Source organism: Xanthomonas sp. NCPPB 3442 (genome assembly GCF_056725145.1).
This window is the reverse complement of record NZ_CM161514.1, coordinates 347,708-372,168: the sequence shown is the minus strand read 5'-3', so window position 1 is coordinate 372,168 and position 24,461 is coordinate 347,708. Positions and strand designations below refer to the sequence as shown.

Annotated in this window: 21 protein-coding genes and 1 other RNA gene; 12 read left to right on the top strand and 10 right to left on the bottom strand. The window is 65.4% G+C overall.

The genetic code is table 11. From position 1 onward, the window contains the following. Positions 1-17 precede the first annotated feature (17 nt). The 3 genes from AC1POX_RS01625 (at position 18) to AC1POX_RS01615 (ending at position 1,182) form a co-directional block, all read left to right on the top strand. Positions 18-413, top strand: coding sequence for a hypothetical protein (locus tag AC1POX_RS01625; RefSeq protein WP_029818361.1), 396 nt, complete (start codon positions 18-20; stop codon positions 411-413). Between the two features lie 100 nt (positions 414-513). Next, complete coding sequence (locus AC1POX_RS01620; RefSeq protein WP_481108594.1) at positions 514-828, top strand: hypothetical protein; 315 nt, start codon at positions 514-516, stop codon at positions 826-828. Positions 829-906: 78 nt separating this feature from the next. Next, the gene (locus AC1POX_RS01615; RefSeq protein ID WP_057681352.1) at positions 907-1,182 is read left to right on the top strand and encodes a hypothetical protein; all 276 of its coding nucleotides are present in this window, start codon (positions 907-909) and stop codon (positions 1,180-1,182) included. A 193-nt stretch (positions 1,183-1,375) separates the two neighbouring features. Here AC1POX_RS01615 and AC1POX_RS01610 read toward each other — a convergent pair whose 3' ends face one another. Beyond that, positions 1,376-1,807: a winged helix-turn-helix transcriptional regulator gene (locus tag AC1POX_RS01610; protein ID WP_008576183.1), complete on the bottom strand. Its 432-nt coding sequence runs from the start codon at positions 1,805-1,807 to the stop codon at positions 1,376-1,378. A gap of 136 nt (positions 1,808-1,943) precedes the next feature. Between AC1POX_RS01610 and AC1POX_RS01605 the strand changes: the two genes are divergently transcribed. The 3 genes from AC1POX_RS01605 (at position 1,944) to kdgT (ending at position 6,204) form a co-directional block, all read left to right on the top strand. Next, positions 1,944-2,822, top strand: coding sequence for an SDR family oxidoreductase (locus tag AC1POX_RS01605; protein ID WP_372356672.1), 879 nt, complete (start codon positions 1,944-1,946; stop codon positions 2,820-2,822). 832 nt (positions 2,823-3,654) lie between these two features. Then, complete coding sequence (locus tag AC1POX_RS01600) at positions 3,655-5,112, top strand: OprO/OprP family phosphate-selective porin (protein WP_372356671.1); 1,458 nt, start codon at positions 3,655-3,657, stop codon at positions 5,110-5,112. A 135-nt stretch (positions 5,113-5,247) separates the two neighbouring features. Beyond that, positions 5,248-6,204 carry a 2-keto-3-deoxygluconate transporter gene (kdgT, locus tag AC1POX_RS01595; protein ID WP_057681370.1) on the top strand — a complete coding sequence of 319 codons (957 nt, stop codon included), beginning with the start codon at positions 5,248-5,250 and terminating at the stop codon, positions 6,202-6,204. A 216-nt stretch (positions 6,205-6,420) separates the two neighbouring features. Here kdgT and AC1POX_RS01590 read toward each other — a convergent pair. The 4 genes from AC1POX_RS01590 to msuE all read right to left on the bottom strand — a co-directional run bounded on the left by AC1POX_RS01590 (position 6,421) and on the right by msuE (position 9,327). Then, positions 6,421-6,497, bottom strand: a non-coding RNA gene (locus AC1POX_RS01590) — sX9 sRNA. A 60-nt stretch (positions 6,498-6,557) separates the two neighbouring features. Beyond that, positions 6,558-7,586, bottom strand: coding sequence for a methionine synthase (locus AC1POX_RS01585; RefSeq protein ID WP_033478903.1), 1,029 nt, complete (start codon positions 7,584-7,586; stop codon positions 6,558-6,560). 28 nt (positions 7,587-7,614) lie between these two features. After that, positions 7,615-8,598, bottom strand: a complete 984-nt coding sequence (locus AC1POX_RS01580; protein WP_008574901.1) for a DUF1852 domain-containing protein — start codon at positions 8,596-8,598, stop codon at positions 7,615-7,617. Between the two features lie 141 nt (positions 8,599-8,739). After that, complete coding sequence (msuE, locus tag AC1POX_RS01575) at positions 8,740-9,327, bottom strand: FMN reductase (RefSeq protein WP_008574899.1); 588 nt, start codon at positions 9,325-9,327, stop codon at positions 8,740-8,742. Between the two features lie 188 nt (positions 9,328-9,515). On the opposite strand from msuE, the gene AC1POX_RS01570 reads away from it, so the two are divergent. The 4 genes from AC1POX_RS01570 to AC1POX_RS01555 all read left to right on the top strand — a co-directional run bounded on the left by AC1POX_RS01570 (position 9,516) and on the right by AC1POX_RS01555 (position 14,477). Then, positions 9,516-10,430, top strand: coding sequence for a LysR family transcriptional regulator (locus AC1POX_RS01570; protein WP_008574897.1), 915 nt, complete (start codon positions 9,516-9,518; stop codon positions 10,428-10,430). Further along, complete coding sequence (locus tag AC1POX_RS01565) at positions 10,430-11,095, top strand: epoxyqueuosine reductase QueH (RefSeq protein ID WP_372356670.1); 666 nt, start codon at positions 10,430-10,432, stop codon at positions 11,093-11,095. The genes AC1POX_RS01570 and AC1POX_RS01565 overlap by 1 nt, the downstream gene beginning before the upstream one ends. A gap of 107 nt (positions 11,096-11,202) precedes the next feature. Continuing rightward, positions 11,203-12,102 (top strand): methylenetetrahydrofolate reductase, encoded by a 900-nt coding sequence (locus AC1POX_RS01560; protein WP_372357130.1) that lies wholly within the window; start codon positions 11,203-11,205, stop codon positions 12,100-12,102. A 416-nt stretch (positions 12,103-12,518) separates the two neighbouring features. Continuing rightward, positions 12,519-14,477 carry a choice-of-anchor X domain-containing protein gene (locus AC1POX_RS01555; protein ID WP_372356669.1) on the top strand — a complete coding sequence of 653 codons (1,959 nt, stop codon included), beginning with the start codon at positions 12,519-12,521 and terminating at the stop codon, positions 14,475-14,477. Positions 14,478-14,714: 237 nt separating this feature from the next. Here AC1POX_RS01555 and AC1POX_RS01550 read toward each other — a convergent pair whose 3' ends face one another. From AC1POX_RS01550 to AC1POX_RS01540, 3 genes are read right to left on the bottom strand one after another with little or no spacing between them, the layout of a single operon-like run. Continuing rightward, positions 14,715-16,163 (bottom strand): efflux transporter outer membrane subunit, encoded by a 1,449-nt coding sequence (locus AC1POX_RS01550; protein ID WP_372356668.1) that lies wholly within the window; start codon positions 16,161-16,163, stop codon positions 14,715-14,717. Further along, positions 16,163-19,312: an efflux RND transporter permease subunit gene (locus AC1POX_RS01545; RefSeq protein ID WP_372356667.1), complete on the bottom strand. Its 3,150-nt coding sequence runs from the start codon at positions 19,310-19,312 to the stop codon at positions 16,163-16,165. Before AC1POX_RS01545 ends, AC1POX_RS01550 begins: the two co-directional genes overlap by 1 nt. A gap of 9 nt (positions 19,313-19,321) precedes the next feature. Further along, positions 19,322-20,545 (bottom strand): efflux RND transporter periplasmic adaptor subunit, encoded by a 1,224-nt coding sequence (locus AC1POX_RS01540; protein ID WP_372356666.1) that lies wholly within the window; start codon positions 20,543-20,545, stop codon positions 19,322-19,324. 160 nt (positions 20,546-20,705) lie between these two features. On the opposite strand from AC1POX_RS01540, the gene baeS reads away from it, so the two are divergent. Both baeS and AC1POX_RS01530 read left to right on the top strand, forming a co-directional pair. Beyond that, positions 20,706-22,085, top strand: coding sequence for a sensor histidine kinase efflux regulator BaeS (baeS, locus tag AC1POX_RS01535; RefSeq protein ID WP_372356665.1), 1,380 nt, complete (start codon positions 20,706-20,708; stop codon positions 22,083-22,085). Further along, on the top strand, positions 22,082-22,765 hold the full coding sequence (locus tag AC1POX_RS01530) for a response regulator (RefSeq protein WP_008574880.1): 684 nt from the start codon (positions 22,082-22,084) through the stop codon (positions 22,763-22,765). The genes baeS and AC1POX_RS01530 overlap by 4 nt, the downstream gene beginning before the upstream one ends. A gap of 114 nt (positions 22,766-22,879) precedes the next feature. On the opposite strand, the gene purU is transcribed toward AC1POX_RS01530, so the two are convergent. Then, positions 22,880-23,731: a formyltetrahydrofolate deformylase gene (gene purU, locus AC1POX_RS01525; protein WP_014089076.1), complete on the bottom strand. Its 852-nt coding sequence runs from the start codon at positions 23,729-23,731 to the stop codon at positions 22,880-22,882. 238 nt (positions 23,732-23,969) lie between these two features. After that, on the bottom strand, positions 23,970-24,362 hold the full coding sequence (locus tag AC1POX_RS01520; protein WP_008574877.1) for an XVIPCD domain-containing protein: 393 nt from the start codon (positions 24,360-24,362) through the stop codon (positions 23,970-23,972). Positions 24,363-24,461: the final 99 nt, after the last annotated feature.

Here is a 24,461-nt window from a genome sequence, read left to right as displayed (position 1 = left end):
TTGAGGCAGTGGGCCGCATGCAGACGTTTCTAGAACCTGTCGGCTCCGAGGTCCAATGGCATGAAGGCGCAGACGTTACCGAGATCATCAGCACCAGCTCTGGCCTGCGCATTGTTGTGGCGGCGCCGGCGGGAGTCGACCGCCACCTTGAGATCCACTTTCCTTTCGTTCGGGCATTCCAGGCGATGGACGAAGGGGACATGCTTGAGTACTGGGAAAGCCCGCTCACTACAGGCCACGTCCTCTACAAGGTCATTTCCGGCGGCTGGCGGGATCGCACCGCAGGTCACTTCCTGCACGTCACCGCATCGTTAGACTCGATGCAAGAGTGGCTCATAGTCTCCGAGTGCCTCTGTGTGTCTGTGCTCTCAGCGTATGTGCCGCATCTGCGCGAGTTCGGCGATGCGTCGTAACCATTCATTCAAGCCGAACCCGCTTTGCGGCTCGGCGTACCTCAAGCGTCAGGCCGTATGACCAGCTGCCCCATTTGCTCACTTCAACTGCAAGAGATTGATGTCGCCCCGTGCTTCGACTGCGGGCATGTGCCTGGCGAGCTATACGAGTGCATTGGCAGAGAAACACGAGTACCACGCCTTTGAAATTTGGGGCCAAGAGATTGTCCTCTGCGACTTCTGTGATGCAGATTTTGGGTCGTACTTTCCGGATTACTGGGGCCTGCCGGAGCGGCCACTGCCAGATTACCCGCTGCATCTTGTTGGCAAGGTTGAGCGCCCCGGCATCGGGCGGGACCTATACTGCGCCAACTGCAATCACCGCCTGGAGTTTCTACTGTTCCGGTCGCGTGTGACGGCGCAGAATGCGGCCTAACAACTCTTTCAAGCCAAGCCCGTCTCGCGGGCAGGCGGCAGCGTAATTCAAGCGCTGGCGCTCTTCAGGAATCGGTGCATGGATAAGTCACAAGCAGACGCAATCGCGCAGGCCATACTTCAGCCGGATCTGGAAGCACGAGAAAAGATTCGTCGCAGGCGTGCCGCGAAAGATCGGGCCGTGGCGGGCCGTCGGATGGTTGGCTGGTTCTCGCTTTCCGGCTTCGTCATCGGTGCCGGTGTGGCACACCTTACTGGCTATCGCTTCACCGATGGCATCATTTGGGGTGGCATCGCTGGCGGCGGGGTTGGCTGGGCTGCACTGACGCTGTGTCGTCGCCGGTTGGCGCCCTGACACTTCATTCCATCCGACAGCACTTCACAGCGCGGACTGACTCACGCATCAGACCGCACATGAGAGAGATGCGAGCAGGGACACCACGAGTGCCTTCTGCAGTCACGGCCGACAGCCCAGCCGATGCGCACGCGGGAGCGCCGCTGCACCACCTCAGCGCATTGGCTTGAATCGCGGTGACGCAGCACTGCGCCTATGCCATCGCTTCGTCGGGATCCAACGCCACTGCCGCCTGCTGCGCGCGATCGAATCGCTCACGCGCGGCGCGGATGCTGCCGTGGTTTTCGCCCGCCCACGTGAGCAGTTGCGAGACCGGGCCGAGGAGGGAAATTCCCAGCTTGGAGAGCGCGTATTCCACGCTCGGCGGCTTGGTGGCGTAGACCTTGCGGGTGATCATGCCGTTGCGCTCAAGATTGCGCAGCGTCTGGGTCAGCATGCGCTTGGAGATGTCCGGCACGGCGCGCTGGATGGCACTGAAGCGGGATGGGCCGGGGATCAGCGTCAGCAAGATCAGCAGGGTCCACTTGTCGCCGATCTGGTCGAGTACATCGCGCACCGGGCACTTGGTGGCGTCGAAGGGTCCTTCCAGGGACGGCGGCAGCGGGAACAGGGCAATCGCATTCACGTGGGGTATCTCACGGTAACCAGGGGGAGCGAAACTGCCTCCTTGCGGAGGCCGGGGCGGGGCTGACACTATGCGGGCGACCAATGAGGTCTAGATAGTAGACCAAATCTCTTATGCAAACCTACCGGAGCCCGTCATGACATCTACATCCCCCCTGATTCTTGTCACCGGCGCCAGCGGGCAGTTGGGTGCGCTGGTTGTCCAAGCGCTGCTTGGCCATCTGCCTGCCAACCGCATCGTAGCAACGGCCCGGGATACCGCGTCACTTGCCGAGTTCGCAAAACGCGACATCGCGGTACGTCAGGCCGACTATGCGAACCCGCAAAGCCTGGACACCGCCTTCGCCGGCGTGGGCCGCGTGTTGCTGGTCTCGTCCAATGCGGTCGGCCAGCGCGTGCCGCAACACCGCAACGTGATCGAGGCTGCAAAGCGCGCCGGGGTGGAGCTGCTGGCGTATACGAGCATCCTGCATGCCGATACCAGCACGCTGTCGCTGGCCGCCGAGCATGTGGCCACCGAGGCGCTGCTGCGCGAGAGCGGCGTGCCGCACGCGTTGTTGCGCAATGGCTGGTACACCGAGAACTACACCGGCTCGATCGCCGCAGAAGTCGCCCACGGCGCGGTGATCGGCAGTGCGGGCGACGGCAAAATCAGCGCCGCCACGCGCGCCGACTATGCTGCGGCGGCAGCTGCAGTGCTGGCATCGGATGTCCCACAGGCCGGCCAGGTGTACGAGCTGGCAGGCGATGCCGCTTTCACGATGGCCGAGTACGCCGCCGAAGTAGCGCAGCAGTCGGGCAAGCCGGTGGCCTATCACGACCTGCCGGAAGCCGATTACGCGGCAGCGCTGGTGCAGATCGGCCTGCCGGCCGGCTTTGCGCAGGTGCTGGCGCAGTGCTCGGCCGCCTCGCGCGACGGCGCCCTGTTCGATGAGAGCCAGACGCTGGGCCGGTTGATCGGCCGCCCCACCACGCCGTTGCGCGACGCGGTGGCGGCGGCACTCGCGGCGCGCTGAGTCACGGCGCGACCACTGCGCTGCCCAGCGTTCGGCACGCAGTGGTTCGCGCAGCGTTGAGCAAGTGCGACGTGGCCCCTTGGAACCCGGCGAACTTCGTGGCGCTTCACCGCATGCAACCAGCGGCGGTGGCTGGCTGGTCGGCGTGGCTGCGTGTGTCGGGATGATCTCCAGTGCGTTGGACCAGTGGCACTGGTTCAGGCGATCGGGTGTGGCGCTGCTCTGAACGGCCGATCAGCCGCCGTGCGCGTCTCGGTTGGTCAACGCGTGGCGCGGTGAGCGCGCCGATGCGGCACTGGGTCGCTGCCAGCGCTGGAGACCTGCACAGCCTGGCGCTGCGCGACATATCCCCCCGCGCAGCAGACGGCCGCGTGACCGGGCCGATGTCGCCGCCGGTGACACGTGCCTGCCGATACCCAGTGGTGGCGCAGACGCTGTCCACGCTGGCGAGTCCAGCAGAGCACGCCGCGCAGCCATCGGCGATGGGCCACGTCGAAAGCTTGGACGGCCCGTGCGCAATCTCCGCCATGCCCACGACCACACCTTCCGAATCCAGTTCTGTCGATCGTCTGCACACCATCGTGCGCAGCTGGGCCCGCCTCACGTTGGTCGCATAACTGCCATCGCCCCGACACGACCGTGACACAAGGGCCACGGTAGCGAGGTCCGCCAGTGTCACCAAACTGACATCAAATCTAAATATAACTGCTGCCATTGCCGCTACGTCAGGACGACCGGCGCCTGGCAGGCGCTTCCACGCCGTGCAGCCGCCTTCTTGGCAGCACCGGATCGACGCAGCCGCCGACCCGTTTCCCTTGCACGAGCCGGACCAATGAAAAAACGCAATTTCGCCACTGTTCTGTGCGCCCTCAGCGCGACCGCCAGCGGCAGCACGCTGGCCGCCGAGCTGGAGCTGTACGTCGACCGCAAGACCAAGCAGATCTTCGCCGAGCCGGCGCCAGGGCGCGACAAGCTGGGCACCTTCGTGCAGGTGGACGAAAACGGCAAGCTGCCGGCGTCGGCAATGCCGGCAAGGCCTGCGCAACCGCTCCCGCCCGCGCCGGGCGCCGCCACGCCCGCCGACACTGCCGTTGCCCAGGCCGCGCCTGCGCCGGCGCCGGCTGCAACGCCAGCGCCGGCCAAGTCCGGCGACGCCGGCAAGAAGTGGTACGACAAACTGAGCCTGCGCGGCTACACGCAGATCCGCTACAACCAGGGCATCGGCGGCGATGCGCAGGACCTGCGCGCGCCGGGCGACCGCTTTATCGGCAACGACCAGAGCCTGGGCATCCGCCGTGCGCGCCTGGTGCTGAGCGGCGATCTCAACGAGCACGTGTCGCTGTATTTCCAGCCGGATTTCGCCAGCACGCCCACCGGCTCCACCACCTCCAACTTTGCGCAGCTGCGCGATGCCTACGCCGATATCTTCTTCGACAAGAAGCGCGAATACCGCGTGCGTGTGGGTCAGTCGAAAATGCCGTACGGCTGGGAAAATCTGCAGTCCAGCCAGAACCGGCTCTCGCTGGATCGTGCCGATGCACTCAACTCCGGCCTGCGCGACGAACGCGATATCGGTGCGGTGTTCTATTACAGCCCCACCGTGGCCAAGGGCCGCTTCCAGGACCTGGTCAAGTCGGGGTTGAAGGGGTCCGGCGATTACGGCGTGATCGGTGCCGGTGTGTACAACGGCCAGGGCGCCAACCGCGCCGAGCGCAACGACAGCATGCACGCGGTGGTGCACGCCACCTACCCGTTCAAGTTCGCCAACGGCCAGTACCTGGAAGTGGGCGCCGACGCCTACGCCGGCCGCTTCGTGCCGACTGCGGCGGCAGTGAATATCGGCGGCCGCAGCTTTACCCCGGCCATCACCGAGCCCAATGGCTATACCGACCAGCGCGTGGCCGCGCACATCATCTACTACCCGCAGCCGTTCGGACTGCAGGCGGAGTGGACGGTGGGCCGTGGCCCGGAACTGGATGTGGCCCAACGCCGCATCCGCACCCGCTCGTTGAGCGGCGGCTACGTGCAGGCCATGTTCAAGCACGACTTCACCTACGGCACCTTGCTGCCCTACCTGAAATGGCAGACCTACCGCGGCGGCTCCAAGTTCGACACCAATGCCCCGCGCATGCGTCTGGACGAAGTGGAAGCCGGTGTCGAATGGCAGCCGATGGATGCGCTGGAACTGGTGTTCGCCTATTCGAAGATGAAGCGCACCGACGTCAGCACCGCGCCGTATCCGGTGGTGGAAGGCGATTTGCTGCGCCTGCAGTTGCAGGTCAATTACTGAGCAAGGTCGGCAGCGCCGGTCATGGCCGGCGCATTCGTGTGCGGCTGCGCACGTTCGCGCCGGGATCTTCATGCACGCAGGTGCCTGCGCGATGCTGCCAGCCCCGCGCGTGGTGACGCGCTCACTGGAACGCAGATGCACATCAAGGCCACGGTGGAGCGACTTCCCGGCGGGATGATGCTGGTCCCCCTGTTGCTTGGGGCGGTTTGCCACACGCTCTGGCCGCAGGCCGGCAGCACCTTGGGATCTTTCAGCAACGGGCTGATCAGCGGCACCGTTCCGATCCTGGCGGTGTGGTTCTTCTGCATGGGGGCAACCATCCAGCTGCGCGCCTCCGGACGGGTGCTGCGCCGTTCGGGCAGCTTGGTGCTGACCAAGATCGCCGTGGCCTGGCTGGTGGCAGTCCTGTGCGCACCGCTGCTTCCCATCGGCGGCGTGCCGAACGGGCCGCTGGCCGGGATGTCGGTCCTGGCGCTGGTGGCTGCGATGGACATGACCAACGGCGGGCTGTACGCCGCGTTGATGCAGCAATACGGCAGCAGCGAAGACGCAGGGGCGGTGGTGCTGATGTCGCTGGAATCGGGCCCGCTGATCTCCATGCTGATCCTGGGTGCCAGCGGCCTGGCCAGCTTCGACCCACTGCTGTTCGTCGGTGCGGTGCTGCCGCTGTTGCTGGGCTTTGCGCTCGGCAACCTCGATGCGCAATTGCGGCAGTTCTTCGCGCAGGCGACCACGACGCTGGTGCCCTTCTTCGGCTTCGCGCTCGGCAACACGCTGGATCTGTCCACCATCGCCCACACCGGCGCAAGCGGGGTGCTGCTGGGCGTGGCAGTCATCGTGATCACCGGGCTACCCCTGCTGCTGGCCGACCGTTGGATCGGCGGCGGCAACGGCACGGCCGGGGTGGCGGCCTCCAGCACCGCCGGTGCCGCCGTGGCCACTCCGGCGCTGATCGCCGGCATGGCACCGCAGTTCGCACCTGCCGCGCCGGCCGCGACGGCGCTGGTGGCCAGCGCGGTCATCGTCACCTCGTTGCTGGTGCCGTTGCTGACGGCCTTGTATGCACGCCGTGGCGGTGCACGCAGCGGCTGAGAGCGGGGCCGGTGTCATGCGGCCTGCGATGGGATGCGTGGGCCATGCGCGTTGCGCCATGCATGGCGCCGGCGCGATCAGGCGCCGGCGACGCCCGTGCGCAGCCGCTGGCGATGATATGGACGATGTCCACGAATCGGCATCTGCCGCGTTTGCGCGCACCCCGGGCCCGCCCGACGGCACGGGGCACACTGCTGTGGCAATGGGACTAGAAGCGGCTGACAAAACGTAGCGAGCGGCCGTGAGGTGGGCGCGGACGGCGCGCTCAGAACCGCAATGTACAAGCGGCACATGAGAATTCCGAGCACCGACCGCGACCGCCTGACGGCTGCGTAGGAGTGTTGTTAGTTGCCCTAAGCCGACAGCTCGTCACGCACGATCTGCGCGCCTGCACTGAGCGCACCGAGTTTGCCGCGCGCCACGTGCCGGGCGAGCGGCGCCATGCCGCAGTTGGTGGAGGGATAGAGCTTGTCGGCATCGACGAAGCGCAGCGCCTTTCGCAGCGTCTCGGCCACTTCCTGCGGTGTTTCGATGGTGGTGCTTGCCACGTCGATGGCACCGACCATCACCTTCTTGCCGCGAACGAGTTCGATCAGATCGATCGGCACGTGCGAGTTGTGGCATTCCAGCGAAATGATGTCGAGCGAGGATGTTTGCAGCTTGGGAAACGACTCTTCGTACTGGCGCCACTCCGAGCCCAGCGTCTGCTTCCAGTCGGTATTGGCCTTGATCCCGTAGCCATAGCAGATGTGGACGGCGGTCTCGCACTTCAGCCCTTCCACCGCGCGCTCCAGGGTGGCAACGCCCCAGTCGTTGACCTCGTCGAAGAAGACATTGAAGGCCGGTTCGTCGAACTGGATGATGTCCACGCCGGCGGCTTCGAGTTCCCTGGCTTCCTGATTGAGGATCTTGGCAAACTCCCACGCCAGTTTTTCGCGGCTTTTGTAGTGCGCATCGAAGAGGGTGTCGATCATCGTCATCGGGCCAGGCAGCGCCCACTTGATCGGCTGGCGGGTCTGCTGGCGCAGGAACCTGGCGTCGTCCACGAACACCGACTTTGGGCGGCTGACCGCGCCGACGACGGTCGGCACGCTGGCGTCGTAGCGGTCGCGAATCCTGACCGTCTGCCGCTTTTCGAAATCGACACCGCTGAGATGTTCGATAAACGTGGTGACGAAATGCTGACGGGTCTGTTCGCCGTCGCTGACGATATCGATGCCGGCGTGCTGCTGTTCCTGCAGCGACAAACGCAGCGCGTCCTGCTTGCCTTCGATCAATTCGGCGCCCTGCAATTTCCAGGGCGACCAGAGCGTTTCGGGCTGGGCAAGCCAGGACGGCTTGGGCAGGCTACCGGCGGTTGAGGTGGGAAGCAGCTTTGTCATGATGAGCAATGGGATGGGTTCTGGTTGATTAGGAAGCGTGGCTGGATGCCCACTGGGCAAGAAGGTTGCCGTAGGGCCGGATGAAGTGCTCTTCGGTGAACTTTCCCTGCGTCACGGCGAGCTGGCTGCGCTCTTGGCGGTCGTAGACGATCTGGGTGGACGAATAGTCCTGATGCTTCAGGCTCGGCCGATAGGTCGGCCCTGCTGCAGCGTTGGCGTTGTAGATCTCTGGCCGGTAGATCTTCTGGAACGTTTCCATCGTGGCGATGGTGCCGATCAGCTCCAGGTTGGTGTAGTCGCCGAGCAGGTCGCCGAAGAAGTAGAACGCCAAGGGCGCAACGCTGTTGGGCGGCATGAAATAGCGCACCTGCAGGCCCATCTTTTCGAAATACTGGTCGGTCAACGAAAACGCGTCCTGGCGGTATTCGATGCCCAGGATGGGGTGCCGGTTTCCGGTGCGGTGATAGGTTCTGCTGGTGGAGACGCTGATGCAGATGACCGGCGGCTTCCGGAAGTGCGCGCAGTACGCGGGCGAATGCACGAAGTGCTTGAACAGTTTGCCGTGCAGCTCGCCAAAATCGTCCGGGACGTTGAAGCCGGACGCATCCTGGTTGTGCGCGGGCAGCAGCACGCTGAAATCGTAGTCGCGCACGTAGGAAGAGAAATTATTGCCGGCAATGCCGTCGATACGCGCGCCGGTGTGGCGATCGACGATGGTGGGCTTCAATATCTCGATCAACGGAAACGCATCGTCCAGCGCGCGTTCGCCGATGTGCATCTCGACGGAGATGATGTCCAGTTCCACCGCATAACGGTCGCGGTCGGGGTTATCCCAGTGCGCCAGCTCGTTGCAGCGGTTGTCGATCATCGCCAGCGTGTTACGCAGGTTTTCCTGACGTCGCTGACCCCTGGCCAGGTTGGCGAAATTGGTCGTGTTGCGCGTCGTGGCCGAGGGACGGTAGTCCTCATCGAAGCGCAGGCTCTTGATGGTGAAATTCAATGCGTGAGTCATTGCGAACCGATGCCTTGTTTCTAAGATGGGAACGCGCGCATGCGCTGTGTAACGGGTCATGCCGGCGGCATGCAGGCCGGGAAGTGGATCAGCGCGCGCTTGCCGACCGATCCGGTTCCCTGGCTACCACGAGCTGGGCCATCAGGCCGCAGCCACGCCCGGCGCGGCGATGGACCGTGCATGCCCGGTCAGCTCGATCAACGGCAATGCCCGCTGCACCGCCAGCCTGGCCCGTTCGGCCAGCGCGTCGTTGTGCACGCGGTAGTCCAGAAAGTCGCGGTCGGTTGCGTAGACGCCCAGCGGCAGGGTGCGTGCCTGGAAGAAACTGAAAAGCGGGCGTAGCTGATGGTCGATCACCAACGCATGGCGGTCGCTGCCCCCGGTTGCGGCGAGCAGCACGGGCGTGTCGATCAAGGCATCCTGATCGATGAAATCAAAGAAATGCTTGAACAGTCCGGTGAAGGAGCCGCGGTAGACCGGTGTTGCCACCACCAGCACGTCGGCCTGCTCCACCAGGCAGAGCGCCTGCTCCACCGTGTCGGGCACTTGGGTACGCCAGAGCGCGCCCGCGAAGTGCGGCGCCAACGCTCCAAGTTCGACCAAATGGCGCTCGCACGGCACCTGATCGGCGATTAACTCCAGCAGGTGTTCTGCCAGGGCGACGGCCTTGGAGGGGCGTTGCATCCCGCCGGAGACCGCAACGACGCGGAGTGGGTGTTTGACAGTCATGCTGGGCAACCTTACGCAGTGGGGACGTCGTGCAGTGCGCCAGGACGCTTGCGGCCCGACCCATCGGCCGCGCCTTGGTCCGAACCCGTTCGCACGGCAGCGGCTGAACGACGAGTCCCGATGCTAGGGCTCGCATTCGATGAAGTAAAATGGTGTTATTTCAACAATCCATGAATTCGGATCATTGAATGCTCGAGCGCATCCATCTCACCATCGTCCAGCAGGTCGAGCAGCAAGGCTCGCTGACTGCCGCCGCAGGCGTGCTGAATCTGACCCAGTCGGCGCTGAGCCACAGCATGAAGAAGCTGGAACAGCAGCTGGGCACCGACATCTGGTTGCGCGAGGGGCGCAGCCTGCGGCTGACCCAGGCCGGCCAGTACCTGCTGGCGGTGGCGAACCGGGTGCTGCCGCAACTGGATCTGGCCGAAGAGCGGCTGGGGCAGTTTGCCCAGGGCGAGCGCGGTGCGCTACGCATCGGCATGGAATGCCATCCCTGCTACCAGTGGCTGCTCAAGCTGGTGGCGCCGTATCTGGCCACGTGGCCGGATGTGGATGTGGATGTGAAGCAGAAGTTCCAGTTCGGCGGCATCGGCGCGTTGTTCGGCTACGAGATCGATCTGCTGGTCACGCCCGACCCGCTGTTCAAGCCAGGGCTCAGGTTCGAGCCGGTGTTCGACTACGAGCAGGTACTGGTCGTGGCCAAGCGCCATGCGCTGGCGTCGGCGGCCTACGTCAAGCCACAGCAGCTCACACGCGAAGTGCTGATCAGCTACCCGGTGGATCTTGAGCGCCTGGATATCTACAGCCAGTTCCTGTTGCCGGCCGGCGTCACGCCGCGGCGCCACAAGGCCATCGAAACCACCGACATCATGATGCAGATGGTGGCCAGCGGCCGCGGCGTGGCCGCCATGCCGCGCTGGCTGGTGGAGGAATATGCGGCCAGGATGGACGTGGTGCCGGTGCGGCTGGGTGCGCGCGGCATCCCCAAGCAGATCTATCTGGGCGCGCGCGAGGCGGACATCGCGATCGATTACCTGCGCGCCTTCATCGAACTGGCGCGCGCGCCCGCCAATGCCACTGCCTACACGCAAGGACCCCACTGATGGATTCCACTGCCCGACGCATGCCACTTCCGCTGCCTGATGGCCATACCAAGGTCTTGCTGCATTCGTGCTGCGCGCCGTGCTCTGGCGAGGTCATGGAGGCGATGTTGGCCTCCGGCATCGACTACACCATCTTTTTCTACAACCCCAACATTCATCCGCGCAAGGAATACGAGCTGCGCAAGGATGAGAATGTGCGTTTTGCCGAACAATTCGGCGTGCCCTTCATCGATGCCGACTACGATCGGGACAACTGGTTCGAGCGGGCGCGCGGGATGGAAAACGAACCCGAGCGCGGCGTGCGTTGCACCATGTGCTTTGACATGCGCTTCGAACGCACCGCGCTGTATGCCCACGAGCACGGCTTTCCGGTGATCACCAGTTCGCTGGGCATCTCGCGCTGGAAAAACATGCAGCAGATCAACGACTGCGGCATTCGCGCCGCGTCCAGGTATCCCGGCTTGATGTATTGGGAGTACAACTGGCGCAAGGGCGGTGGCGCCTCGCGCATGATTCAGATCAGCAAGCGCGAGAACTTCTATCAACAGGAATACTGCGGCTGCGTCTATTCCCTGCGCGACACCAATCGGCATCGTGTGGACAGCGGCCGCAAGCGCATTCAACTCGGTGTGAAGTTCTACGGCGATGACGCGCCGGAAGACTGAGCCTTTCGCCAGTCCAGCGGAGACCACATGGGGATTTTGGCTCCTTTCCGCTGGATCAGTGCGTCGTGGCGATGCCACCCGATCATCATGACAAGACGGCAAGACCCGTGATTTCTACCGACACGCCGAACTTCGCGAGCACCGTGACCGAGGCCTATTCGCTGGAGGTCAGCGCCAAGGACGTCGGCGCGCTGACCAATGCGGCCCCACGCATCCTGCCTGGCTGCGCCATGTTCATCCCCTACCTGCCAGGCCAAAACCAGGCGGTGCGGCTGGCCGCAGCACAGATGGTGCGTCGCCTTGGTTTCGAACCTGTGCCCCATCTTTCCGCGCGTCGCATCGGCTCGCTCGGGGAACTGCAGGCATGTATCGCGCGCCTGGTCGATGAGGCCGGCGTCACACGCTGCCTGGTGATTGCGGGCGATCCCTCCACTCCGAAGGGACCGTTTCCCGACAGCGTGTCGCTGATCGAGACGGGTGTGTTTGAACGCTCAGGCATCCGCACCATCGCCGTGGCGGGTCACCCGGAGGGGCATCCGATCCTGCGCACGACAGAACAATGGGACGTGCTGGAACGCAAGTGTCGCAGCATCCAGGAGCGTGGCATGGCGCCCCTGATCGTGACGCAGTTCGGGTTCGACGCCGACATCGTGGTGACATGGCTGGAAGCGTTGCGCGCGCGTGGCATGACGCATCCGGTGCGGGTGGGCGTGCCTGGTCCTGCCAGTGTCGCCGTTCTCGCACGCTATGCGGCAAGCTGCGGTGTCGGCGCCTGCGCGTCGGTGCTCTCAAACTATGGCATTTCCATTGGCAAGTTATTCGGCAACGCGGGACCGGATCGCTTTGTCGATCGCCTCGCCAGCCGCCTGACAGAAGCCCATGGAGATGTCCGCCTGCACCTGTTTCCGTTCGGCGGCATCGCCCAGTCTGTGGAGTGGGTTGCGCACTATCGCTCGCGTGCTTCGCAGCAAGATCGCATGCGTTCCGTGCGCGCGGATCAGGCCTGACAGCAACCTGTCCGTGTGCCAATCGGCGCGGGCTTGAGACGGTCACACCGCTGCTGATCTGGCTATCCATCCGTGGCAAGGCCGACGAGGATGAGAACAGCTGAATGCGCCGTATGTGTCATGGGTCAAGGCCATCTGGCAGCTCCAGCTAAATCGCAAGAGGTTGAAGAGAGAATTGCGTGTTCCTGCGCTGCACGCGTTTCTCTAAACAACACCGCGTCCGCGACCCCGATCACCATCAGCATTGCCTGATTTCTAACGACTTGCGCGCGGCACCGCGAGTGTTGCAGCGCACAGCAGACCTGTCACAAGAGCGCGGTATAACCGTCGACGAATCGCGGCGAGGGGGCGCTGCATCCGATGTCGTCGCCGTGCGCGATGGCATCGCTTCTGCAATGCTCACGGAGAGATCTGCCATGCCGAAGCCGTCGCCGTTGTCGCTGTTGTGCTCCCTCTCATTGCTCTGCGCGCCGCTTGCGGCAGCCGAGTTGCAGCCCAAACAATTGGCTGGCCCACCGGAAGAGTTCGCGCAGATGCGTGCGCCAGATCCGGCCGAGTCGGCGATCCTGTCCAAGAGTGCATTGCTGCCGGTGGAACTGGCACCGGCCGGACAATCCGCGCGCTGGCAAGGCAGCTTGCCGGTGGAAAACGGGCACCTGCGCTTCATGGTGCTGTCCGGCGATCAGGCCTGGGAGGCGGCAGTGGCTGCACCTCAGCTTGCCGGCGCGCGCACCGCCGCCGTGGCGACGCCGCTGCAAGCGCAGCGCACGCTGCTGGGCACCGCCGAGCACGGCACCAGCGGCGTGCGCTACGCCGTGGAGTCGGCGCGCAACGGCGCCTGGTCATTGACGCTGCAGTCGTCCTCGCCGGTGGCGCAGCGTGGCTACGTGCTGATGGAAGGCGATGCGCGCACGCAGCTTGCTTCGTACCTGCGCACGCGTCAGCAGCAGGTTGGCCAGTCGCTCACGCTCAACGCGTTGCTGAGCGGCAACGATGTACGCGGCGCCACGCTGCTGACGGCACAAGCCGGCACGATCGACGAAGCAAGCATGCGTGTGATCGATCCGCAAGGCGGTGTGCGCAGCATGCCGATGGCCGACGACGGCAAGCACGACGATGGCGCCGCTGGCGATGGCGTGTACGGCGGCACATTCCAACCGACCAGCGAGGGTACCTGGATTGCCCAGGTCGTCGTGCACGGGCATGACCAGGCCGGCCAGCCGTTCGTGCGGACCAGCGAGCATGTGGTGCCGGTGGTGGATACGTCGCTGCGTCTGCTCGGCAATGCCCTGGGCGCACGCGCTGCAGCCGGCACGCGGCTGACGATCGCGCTGCCAGTGGCTGCGCGAGGCAACGCGCCGTCGCATTACCGCGTGTTCGGCCAGGTCTGGGGCACCGATGCCAAGGGCAAGGACATCCCGGTGGCCTGGATCGGCGGCATGCTGACGCCGCAACAAGGCCAGCTCCCGCTAAGCCTGGACGAACGCTGGATTGCGCGCGCCGGTGCGCGTGCGCCGTTTACGCTGCGCAGCCTGCGCATCGAAGACCCGGACCATTACATCCCGCTGGTGCAGGCCGCCACGCTACCGTTGCAGGTGCCCGCGTTGCGACGCGCCAGCATCGCGCGCGCCAGCACGGCAATCGATGAAAGCATGCGCATGGGCCCGCGCCCGACTGCGTTGGCGTCTGCGATGACAACGGCACAGCCTCAGGCCGCCGGTTCGCAGTTGGTGCTGGTGCACGGCTATTGCTCCAACGGCGTATGGCCACAGGCGCAATTCACCAACGCCTCGACCTTCCTGGATGCCAAGCAGAACCGCAGCAACGATCAGTTCGCGCAGCGAATCGCGCAGTTCGCCAGCCAATGGTCGTCGTTCTCCACGGTCGCGCACAGCCAGGGCGGCATGGCGGCGCTGCACCTGTATACCTACTACTGGAGCGGGCTGGATAACGCCACCGGTGGGCGAGTGATGCAATCGGTGGGCACGCCGTATCAAGGCACCAATCTGTCTGGGGTGCTGGCCGCGGTGGGTTCGTGGTTCGGCGTGGGCTGCGGCACCAATAGCGACATGACCTACGACGGCGCCAAGGCCTGGCTGGCCGGCATCCCGGCCGATGCACGCGCCAAGGTCAACTACTACACCACCTCGTTCGCCAAGACCAACTGGTACACCAACGACTACTGCAACGCTGCCTCGGACCTGGTATTGAACGACCCGGAAGACGGCACGGTGGAGCAGGTCAATGCGCAGCTGCCGGGTGGCGTGAATCGCGGCCACACCACCGGCCAATGCCACACCACCGGCATGCGCGATCCGGCGCAGTATCTGGATGCCAATCGCAACGCGGTGATGAATGCGAATGCGGCGCGTTGAGGGCCGGGATGATCAGCCATTCGGCTACTGAAAAGCCAGGGAATCGGGATCAGGGATTGGGCAAGGCGCTGTCCCGGGCACGTCCCCGGTGCAGCGCCGATTTGACCAGGTGCCTAAGCTGACGCTGGTGCAGTTTGATCGGAATATGTTTGTTGTAGGAGCGGCTTCAGCCGCGACAGGCATGACCGACAATGTCTGTCGCGGCTGCGCCGCTCCTACGAGCGTGCGGGCAATACGCTAACGCGCCGCACCCGCCACAGACGCGCCGCTCTGCGCATCGGCGCCACCGCCGAGTACCTTGTACAAGGTCACCCGATTGCTCGCCTCGGTCAGCCGCAAGCTGATCAATGTCTGTTGCGCGCTGTAGAGCGTGCGCTGCGCATCCAGCGTCACCAGGTAACTGTCCACGCCATGGCGATAGCGCGCATCCGACAGGCTGAAGCTGCGTTGTGCGGCGTCCACCATCGCCTGCTGCGCATGCATGCGTTCTTCGAGCTGCGTGCGTTCGGCCAGTGCATCGGCCACTTCACTGAAGGCGGTCTGGATCGCCAATTCGTACTGCGCAATGGTGATGTCCTTTTCCAGCGTGGCCACATCCAGTTCGGTCTTCAACGCGCCGGCACGGAAGATCGGCAAGCTCACGCTGGGCGAGAACGACCATGTATGGTCGCCATCGAACAGGCTGGATAACGCATCGCTGCCGCGCCCGGCATTGGCGGTCAACGAGATGGTGGGGAAGAAGGCCGCACGTGCCGCGCCGATATCTGCATTGGCGGCCTTGAGCGTGTGCTCGGCCGACAGCACGTCAGGGCGCTGCAACAACACCCGCGATTCCAGCTGGGCAGGCAACGGCGCCAGCGCCACGCCCGTCTCGATCGCATCGCTGGCAGGCAACAACGCAGCCGGCACCGGCGTGCCCACGACCAGATTCAAGGCATTGCGCGACTGCGCCAGCTGAGTGATGTAGTTGGCTACATCAGCGCGCGCGCTTTCCACGCTGGTCTGGATCTGCGCCAGATCCAGACCGGAGACGATGCCGTTGTCGTGCTGCAGCTCGGTCAGACGCAAGGTCTTGCGTTGGCTGTCCAGGGTCTGCTGCGCGAGCGCCAGGCGCTGCTGATCGGCGGCAACGGTCAACCAGTCGTTGGCCACTTCAGCGACCAGACTCAGACGCGTGCTGCGCTGGGTTTGCTCGCTGGCAAGATAGGTTTCCAGGGCCTGGTTCTTGAGGCTGCGGATGCGGCCGAACAGGTCAAGCTCCCAGCTGCTGATGCCCACCTCACCGCTGGCGCTGCGGATGATCTGCGGGGCGCCGGTGAAACTGGTCGCTGCCGCAGCGCGCTGCGCGGTATGCGAGACGGTGGCATCGACGGCGGGAAACAGGCTCGCACGTTGGATGCGGTACTGCGCGCGTGCCTGCTCGATATTGAGCACTGCCACGCGCAGGTCGCGGTTGTTGTCCAACGCCAGCGCGACCACCTGCTGCAGACGCGCATCGGTCACCACCTGCCGCCAATCCACAGCGGCTGCATTCGGCATGCCGGTGCCTGCGTTGCCGGTGCTGCCGGTGTCGCCGATCACCCCGGGCACCGGCGCATCCGGGCGCGCGTAATGCGGTGCCATGCTGACGCAACCACTCAAGGCGATGGCGCAGGCCGCTGCCACACTTGCAAAGCTAAAGCGCATCACGGGGCCACCTCGGACGTCTCAGCGGCTGTCGCGTGATCAGACGCCTTGCCCGGAAACACGCTGCGCACCATCACGTAGAACAACGGCACGAAGAAGATGCCCAGCAGCGTAGAGACCAGGGTGCCACCGAGCACGCCGGTGCCCAGCGAATGGCGTCCACCGGAGCCGGCGCCGCTGCTGACCACCATCGGCAGCACGCCGAGCAGGAACGCCAGCGAGGTCATCACGATCGGGCGCAAGCGCATGCGCGCGGCATGCAAGGTCGCTTCGATCAGCGGCTGGCCCTTTTCTTCCAGTTCCTTGGCGAACTCCACGATCAGGATGCCGTTCTTGGCGGCCAGGCCCATCGTCGCCAGCAGGCCGACCTGGAAATAGATGTCGTTGGAGAGCCCGCGCAGCCACGTTGCCAGCAGTGCGCCGACGATGCCCACCGGCACCGCCAGCATCACCGAGATCGGGATCGACCAGCTCTCGTACAGCGCGGCCAGGCACAGGAACACGAACACCAGCGACACCGCGTACAGCATCCAGGTCTGCGCGCCGGCAGCCTGCTCCTGGTAGGACATGCCCGACCAGGCGTAACCCACGTCCTTGCCGATCTTGCCCACCAGCACGGCGATGCCGTTCATCGCTTCGCCGGAACTGATGCCACTGGCAGCGCTGCCGGTGATCTCCATCGACTCTACGCCGTTGAAGCGGCTCAGCACCTGCGGCGCATACGCCCACGCGCTGCTGGAGAACGCCGAGAACGGCACCATCTCCGAACTGCTGTTGCGCACGTACCAGCGGCCGATGTCGGCAGGCAGCATGCGCGCGCTCGGCTCGCCCTGCACGTAGACGCGCTTGACCCGGTTGTTGTTGAGGAAATCGTTGACGTAGCTGCCGCCCATCACCGTAGCCAGCGTGGTGTTGATGTCCGCCGCATCCAGGCCGAGCGCGCCAGCCTTGGCGTCGTCGATCTGCACGCGGTAGGTGGGCGCATCCTCCAGGCCGTTGAAGCGCACGGCGGTCAGGTCCTTGTCGGCGTTGGCCAGTTGCAGCAGTTGCTGCCTGGCAGTGATCAGCGCGTCGTGGCCCTTGCCGGCCACGTCCTGCAACTGCAGGGTGAAACCGGAACTGGTACCCAGGCCGTTGATCGCCGGCGGCGACAGTGCGAACACCTGCGCATCGGGCAGCGCGCCCATCATCGCGCCGGTGATGCGGTTGGCGATCTCCTGCGCAGGCGCATCGCGCTGCGCCCAATCCTTGAGCTTGATGAAACCCATGCCCGAGTTCTGGCTGCTGCCGGCAAAGCTGAAGCCGGAGATGGTCATCATCCCCGCCACTTCCGGTTGCTTGAGGATGAAGTCGGTGGCCCGATCGATCGACTGCTGCGTGCGCTGCTGCGTCGCACCGGCTGGTGTGGTGAACATCACCATCAGCATGCCCTGGTCTTCGTCGGGCAGGAACGAACTGGGCAGGCGCCAGAACAACAGCGCCATCACCACCAGCAGCGCCAGGTAGACCAGCCCGCCGAGTTTGCGATGGCCGATCAACGTGCCCACGCCGCGGCCGTAACCCTCGGCGCTGCGGTCGAAGCGGGCGTTGAACCAGCCGAAGAAGCGCCCGAGCATGCCCTGGCGCGAGACGTGTCCGCCGCGCGCGATCGGCTTGAGCAGGCTGGCGCACAATGCCGGGCTCAGGGTCAGCGCCACCAGCAGCGACAGCAGCATCGCCGCGGCGATGGTCACCGAGAACTGGCGGTAGATCTCGCCAGTGGCGCCGCCGAAGAACGCCATCGGCAGGAACACCGCGGTCAGCACCAGGGCGATGCCCACCAGCGCGCCGGAGATCTGCCCCATCGAGGTGTAGGTGGCCTGCCGCGGCGACATGCCTTCCTCGCTCATCAGGCGCTCGACATTCTCCACCACCACGATGGCGTCATCGACCAGCAGGCCGATCGCCAGCACCATCGCGAACATGGTCAGCGTATTGATCGAATAGCCGAGCAAGGCGAGCACGCCGAAGGTGCCCAGCAGCACCACCGGCACCGCGATCACCGGCACCAGCGTGGCGCGCCAGTTCTGCAGGAACAGGTACATCACCAGCACCACCAGCGCGATCGCCTCGAGCAGGGTCTTGACCACTTCCTCGATGGAAATGCGCACGAACGGCGTGGTGTCGTAGGCGATCTCGTACTTCAGCCCGGTGGGGAAGTACGGCTTGAGCTGTTCCAGCTTGTCTTCCACCGCCTTGGCCGCGTTCAGCGCATTGGCGCCGGTCGCCAGCTCCAGTCCCATGCCCGAGGCTGACTTGCCGTTGTACTTGGAACTGGATGCATACGACTTGGAACCCAGCTCCACTCGCGCCACGTCGCGCAGATACACGGTGGCGCCGTCGGGCTGCGACTTCAGCACGATCGCTTCGAATTGCGCCGGGGTCTTGAGCTTGCTGCGCGAGGTGACCGTGGCGTTGAGCTGCTGACCCTGCACCGCCGGCAACGCGCCCAGCGCGCCGGAGGAGACGTCGGCGTTCTGCGCCGAAATCGCGTTGCTCACGTCCGCGGGCATCAGCGCATAGGTGCGCAGCTTGTCCGGATCCAGCCACACCCGCATCGAGTATTCGGAGCCGAACACGTTGACCCCGCCGACACCGTTGAGCCGGCTGATCGGGTCCTGCAGCGTGGACACCATGTAGTCGCCGATGTCGGTGCTGTCCATGCTGCCGTCTTCGGAGGTGAAGGCCAGCACCATGAACATGCTGCTGCCGGTGGACTTGGTGACGGTCACGCCATTGCTCTGCACCGCCTCCGGCAGCATCGCCTCGCCTTGCGACACCTTGTTCTGCACCTGCACCTGGGCGGTGTCCGGGTCGGTGCCGGAATCGAAGGTCAGGGTGATCGAGGCGGTGCCGGCGGAACTGCTGCTGGAAGACATGTACAGCAGGTGGTCCAACCCGGTCATCTGCTGCTCGAGGAGCTGCGTGACCGAGTTTTGCACGGTCTGCGCCGAGGCACCGGTGTAGGTGGCGCTGACGTTGATCGTCGGCGGGGCGATGTTGGGATACTGCTCCAGCGGCAATGACAGGATCGAGAGCGCGCCGGCCAGGGTGATCACGATGGCGATGACCCAGGCGAAGATGGGACGGTCGATGAAGAAGCGGGCCATGGCGGTTCCTCAGTCGGCCTTGGGCGCCGCCGCGGCGGTGCCCTGCGTGGATGGCGACGCGTTGGCGGCCGAGTCGGCCGCAGCGGTCTGGCTCACTTCCACGGCCCTGACCTCGGCGCCGACCGACGCCTTCTGCAGGCCCTGCACGATGACCTTGTCGCCAGCCTTCAATCCCTGGCGCACCACCCACTTGTCGCCGATCGCATCGTCGGTGGTCAGCACCCGCTGCGCGACCTTGTTGTCGCTGCCGACCACCATCGCCACCGCCTGGCCCTTGCTGTTGCGGCTGATCGCCTGCTGCGGCACCAGGATGGCCTGCTCGTCCACCGCCATCGAGAGCTTCGCGGTGACATACATGCCCGGCAGCAACACGCGCTCGGGATTGGGCACCACCGCGCGCAGCTTCACCGTGCCGGTGGCGGTATCGACCGCGGCATCCACCACCTCCAACGTGCCGCTATGTGCGTAGGTGCTGCCGTCCTCCAGTTGCAGCGTCACCTCGGCCTTGCCATCCACTGCCTTGAGCTGGCCGGCGTCGAGCTGGCGGCGCAACTGCAGCAGCTGGGCGCTGGACTGGGTCACGTCCACATAGATCGGGTCGAGTTGGTTGATGGTGGCCAGCACCTCGCTCTGGCCGGCACTGACCAGCGCGCCCGGCGTGTAGCTGGAGGTGCCGATGCGGCCGGACACCGGCGCGGTGATGCGGGTGTAGTCGAGATTGATGCGCGCGGTCTGCAACGACGCCTTGGCCGCGACCACCGCCGCCTGGTTCGAGCGCAGCGTGGCCAACGCATCGTCGCCGTCCTGCTTGCTGACCGCATCCAGCCCGACCAGGGTCTGGTAGCGCTGCGCCTTGGGCCTGGCCGACAACACCGCCGCCTCGGCTTGCGCCAGATCGCCCTTGGCCGTGTCGTACGCGGCCTGGTAACTGGCCGGATCGATTTCATACAGCACCTGCCCGGCCTGGACGTCCTGGCCTTCGGTGAACAGCCGCTTGCGCAAAATGCCGCCGACCTGCGGGCGCACGTCCGAGGTGACGTAGGCCACGGTGCGACCGGACAAGGTCTGGTCCACGGCCAGCCGCTGCACCTTCAAGGTCTGCACGCCGACCTGCGTCTGCGGCATCTGCGGCGGCTGCCTGGAAGAACACGCGGCCATGAGCGTGGTCGCGGCGGCGAGCAGCAGCAAGCGCACGGACGCAGTGCGAAAACGATGGGTAGCGACGGGCAACATGGGACGAACTCACGGTTTATCCGAATGTGGCCACGCTACGGCGCGAATGTGCAGCAAATTTGGAGATTGCCGGCCGCGGCGTCGATTCGCTTGATTTCCCCTGGCCCGACCCGGCTAATACGCAGCAGCTGCGGTTACCGCGCTTCGCATCACCTCTTCGATGAAACTGGGTATCACCGCCAAGCTGTTTCTCGCCATCCTCGCCGCGTGCGTGGCAGTGCTGCTGATCAACGGCATCGCGGTGCAGGCCTTCGTCAAACGCCAGTTCCTGGACTACCTCAACGAACAGGGCGTGGAGCGCATGCAAGAGACCTTGCCGCGGGTCAGGGCCGAATACGCGCGGCACGGCAGCTGGGAGTTCGTGCGCGACAATCCCGATGCCTGGTTCGTCCTGATGCGCCCGGAGCGTGGCCCCGGCCCGCCGCGCGAGGCACCGCCGATTTCCGACCAGACCGGCGCGGTGTTTCGCTTCGCGCTGCTCGACCAGGACTACACGCCGGTGATCGGCAATCCGGATGTCGGCCGCCACGACATCCTGCGCCCGGTGGTGGTTGGCAGCCGCACCGTCGGCTGGATGGCGATGCTGCCGTTCCAGAAGGCGCTGGCAGCGGCGGATGCGCGCTTCTACGCCGCCCAGCAACGCGCGTGGTGGGCGATCGGCGGCGCCTGCTTGCTGGTCGCCGCGCTGCTCGGCTGGCTGTTGTCGCGCACCTTGCTGCGGCGCCTGCGTGGCCTGACCCAGGCCACCCACCTGCTCGCTGCGGGCGACTACGCCACCCGCATCGACGCCGCGGCGCGCGACGAACTGGGCCAGCTGGCGCGCGATTTCAACCTGCTGGCGCAAGCGTTGGAGCACAACGAACGCGCGCGGCGCGACTTCATGGCCGACATCTCGCACGAGCTGCGCACGCCGCTGGCGGTCCTGCGCGCCGAACTAGAAGCACTGCAGGACGGCATCCGGCCGATGACACCCACCTCGCTGGGGTCGCTGCACCAGCAGGTCGGCCAGTTGGGCAAGCTGATCGAGGACCTGTACGACGTGTCGCTGACCGATGTCGGTGCGCTGGCGTATCGGCGCGCTCCCGTCGATCTGGCGGTCATCCTGGCAACCGTGCTGGACGGCTTGCGCGCGCGCTTTGCCGCCGCGCAGCTGCAGGTGCAGGCGCAGATCGATGCCGGCCCGCTGCAGCTGGACGGCGACGAGCGCCGTCTGCAGCAACTGCTGGGCAACCTGCTGGAAAACACGCTGCGCTACACCGACGCCGGTGGCACGGTGCAGGTGCGCTGCGTGCGCCGCGGCGCGGTGCTGGAGCTGGTGGTCGAAGACAGCGCGCCAGGCGTGGATGCAGACAAGCGCGCGCGGTTGTTCGAACGCTTCTACCGCACCGAGGCTTCGCGCAATCGTGCCAGCGGCGGCAGCGGCCTGGGCCTGGCGATCTGCCGCAACATCGCCGAGGCACACGGCGGCTCGATCCACGCCGAGGCTTCCGCACTGGGCGGGCTGCGCATGGTGCTGCGCTTGCCGGCGCTGGCCGCATGAGCAGCGCGTCCCCGATCGGGCATGTGCTGATCGTCGAGGACGAACCGCGCCTGGCCGCGGTGTTGGGCGAGTACCTGCACGCGGCCGGCTATTCGCACGACTGGATCGCCGATGGCGCGCAAGCGTTGGGCGCATTCCGCGCGCAGCAGCCGGACCTGGTGTTGCTGGACCTGATGCTGCCCAACCGTGGCGGCCTGGACATCTGCCGCGACCTGCGCAAGGAAAGCGCGGTGCCGGTCATCATGGTCACCGCACGCGTGGAGGAAATCGACCGCCTGCTGGGCCTGGAGATCGGCGCGGACGACTACATCTGCAAGCCGTTCAGCCCGCGCGAAGTGGTGGCGCGTGTCCAGGCAGTGTTGCGCCGTCATCGCCACGACCCCCACGGCGCACCGGCACCGGGCCTGCATATCGACGAGGATGCCTGTCGCGCCAGCGTGGACGGCCGCGCCCTGGACCTGACCCAGGTCGAGTTCCGCCTGCTGCGCACCCTCGCCGCCGCCCCGGGGCGGGTGTACTCGCGCGAGCAACTGATGGGCCGGCTCTACGCCGACCACCGCATCGTCACCGACCGCACTGTCGACAGCCACGTCAAGAATCTACGCCGCAAGCTCGCCGACGCCGGCGGCGAGGACTGGGTCCGCTCGGTCTATGGCGCGGGGTATCGCTTCGAGCCGTGATTCGGGATTGGGGATTCGGGATTCGGGATTGGCAAGAGCGGTAGCGCCATGGCTGAAACGCAATCGGTCAAGCCGCTTTCGCGAATCCCCAATCCCGAATCCCGACTCCCCGCCTCAACGAAACACCACCGTGCGATGTCCATTGAGCACGATGCGGTGTTCGACGTGGCGGCGTACTGCGCGCGCCAGCACCAGCGATTCGGTGTCGCTGCCCAGGCGGATCAGGTCGCGCGGGGTCATGGCGTGGTCCACGCGGGCGACGTCCTGCTCGATGATCGGGCCTTCGTCCAGATCTTCGGTGACGTAGTGCGCGGTGGCGCCGATGATCTTGACCCCGCGCGCGTGCGCCTGGTGATACGGCTGCGCGCCCTTGAAACTGGGCAGGAAACTGTGATGGATATTGATCGCGCGCCCGGCCAGTGCCCGGCACAGCTGCGGCGACAGGATCTGCATGTAGCGCGCCAGCACCACCAGATCGATCTGCAGATCATCGACCAGGGCGAGCAGCTGCGCTTCCTGCGCGGCGCGCGTGTCGGCGCTCACGGGCAGATGGTGGAAGGCGATGCCGTAGGAGGCTGCCAACGGCGCGAAGTCGGTGTGGTTGGAGACCACCGCAGCGATGTCCACCGGCAATTGCCGGCTGTGCATGCGGAACAACAGGTCGTTGAGGCAATGGCCCTGCTTGCTCACCAGCACCAGCAGGCGCGCGCGGCGGCGTGCGTCATGCAGTTGCCATGTCATCTGAAATTCGCCAGCGAGCACGGCAAAGCGCTGCTCCAGCGCGGCAATGTCGGTCTTTGCCGGTTTGTGGAAATGCACGCGCAGAAAGAATCGCCCGCTTTCGTCGTCGCCGAATTGCTGTGCGTCGAGGATGTTGCAGGCCAGGTCGAACAGCAGCCCGGTCACGCGATAGACGATACCGGTGCGGTCGGGACAGGACAGGGTGAGGATGTAGTCGGAGCGCATCGGCGCAATGATAGCCAATGCGCGACATCACCGACGCAGTGCTTGCGTCGGTAACTTTTGCAGTGCGAACGGGTGCAAAAACCGGCGTGCCGTCCAGCCGATGTTTGACGCTCTGACCGTGGCGGCGTTGCGCTCGTACTGCAAGATGACGTGCAGCCAACATCACGTGTCGCCCGGCAGGGCCATGCATGCACCGATGCGGATGCGCGGCACCGCCACGCACGTCCGGCATCGGCACTCAGCGCGGCGGCAAACGCAGCATCAGCCGCCGGTTGATCTCCTCCAGCTGCGCAAGCGATGCGTCCACCGATGTTTCCATGGCTTCCTGCGTGGTGATGTGTGCACGCAGATGCGCGGGGTCGGACAGCTCGCCACGCACCAGGAACACGTTCTCGCCGACTTCGCCCAGATGGCGGCTGAGCACCACGTAGTCCACCTGGTCGAAGCCATGCTGCTTGGCCAGCGGCAGCAGGCGCGCGGCCATGCGTTCGCTTGCCTGGTCCACGGGCTTGCCTAACTCGGCGTCCAGCACGCTGACCGCTTCGCGGATCTGTGCGAACAGGTAGTGGTCCGGGTGCTCGGGATGGTCGGGGCCCACCGGGCCCTGGTGGATGACCGGTGCGTCGGTCATCGCGTGCCACCGGCGCAAGCCCGTGCGCTCGGCGCGCGCACGGGCAAGCCGAGCGTGATCTGCAGGTGTCGCATCGCATCCTCCCTGGAGCGGCGGCTG

Coding starts and splice junctions, on each gene's coding strand:
- AC1POX_RS01585 (WP_033478903.1), bottom strand. CDS start 7,586: ATGACAAAGCTGCTTCCCACCTCAACCGCCGGTAGCCTGCCCAAGCCG.
- AC1POX_RS01555 (WP_372356669.1), top strand. CDS start 12,519: ATGCCGAAGCCGTCGCCGTTGTCGCTGTTGTGCTCCCTCTCATTGCTC.
- AC1POX_RS01520 (WP_008574877.1), bottom strand. CDS start 24,362: ATGACCGACGCACCGGTCATCCACCAGGGCCCGGTGGGCCCCGACCAT.
- purU (WP_014089076.1), bottom strand. CDS start 23,731: ATGCGCTCCGACTACATCCTCACCCTGTCCTGTCCCGACCGCACCGGT.
- AC1POX_RS01615 (WP_057681352.1), top strand. CDS start 907: ATGGATAAGTCACAAGCAGACGCAATCGCGCAGGCCATACTTCAGCCG.
- AC1POX_RS01600 (WP_372356671.1), top strand. CDS start 3,655: ATGAAAAAACGCAATTTCGCCACTGTTCTGTGCGCCCTCAGCGCGACC.
- kdgT (WP_057681370.1), top strand. CDS start 5,248: ATGCACATCAAGGCCACGGTGGAGCGACTTCCCGGCGGGATGATGCTG.
- AC1POX_RS01620 (WP_481108594.1), top strand. CDS start 514: ATGTCGCCCCGTGCTTCGACTGCGGGCATGTGCCTGGCGAGCTATACG.
- AC1POX_RS01605 (WP_372356672.1), top strand. CDS start 1,944: ATGACATCTACATCCCCCCTGATTCTTGTCACCGGCGCCAGCGGGCAG.
- AC1POX_RS01530 (WP_008574880.1), top strand. CDS start 22,082: ATGAGCAGCGCGTCCCCGATCGGGCATGTGCTGATCGTCGAGGACGAA.
- msuE (WP_008574899.1), bottom strand. CDS start 9,327: ATGACTGTCAAACACCCACTCCGCGTCGTTGCGGTCTCCGGCGGGATG.
- AC1POX_RS01625 (WP_029818361.1), top strand. CDS start 18: ATGCAGACGTTTCTAGAACCTGTCGGCTCCGAGGTCCAATGGCATGAA.
- AC1POX_RS01540 (WP_372356666.1), bottom strand. CDS start 20,545: ATGTTGCCCGTCGCTACCCATCGTTTTCGCACTGCGTCCGTGCGCTTG.
- AC1POX_RS01545 (WP_372356667.1), bottom strand. CDS start 19,312: ATGGCCCGCTTCTTCATCGACCGTCCCATCTTCGCCTGGGTCATCGCC.
- baeS (WP_372356665.1), top strand. CDS start 20,706: ATGAAACTGGGTATCACCGCCAAGCTGTTTCTCGCCATCCTCGCCGCG.
- AC1POX_RS01550 (WP_372356668.1), bottom strand. CDS start 16,163: ATGCGCTTTAGCTTTGCAAGTGTGGCAGCGGCCTGCGCCATCGCCTTG.
- AC1POX_RS01570 (WP_008574897.1), top strand. CDS start 9,516: ATGCTCGAGCGCATCCATCTCACCATCGTCCAGCAGGTCGAGCAGCAA.
- AC1POX_RS01580 (WP_008574901.1), bottom strand. CDS start 8,598: ATGACTCACGCATTGAATTTCACCATCAAGAGCCTGCGCTTCGATGAG.
- AC1POX_RS01565 (WP_372356670.1), top strand. CDS start 10,430: ATGGATTCCACTGCCCGACGCATGCCACTTCCGCTGCCTGATGGCCAT.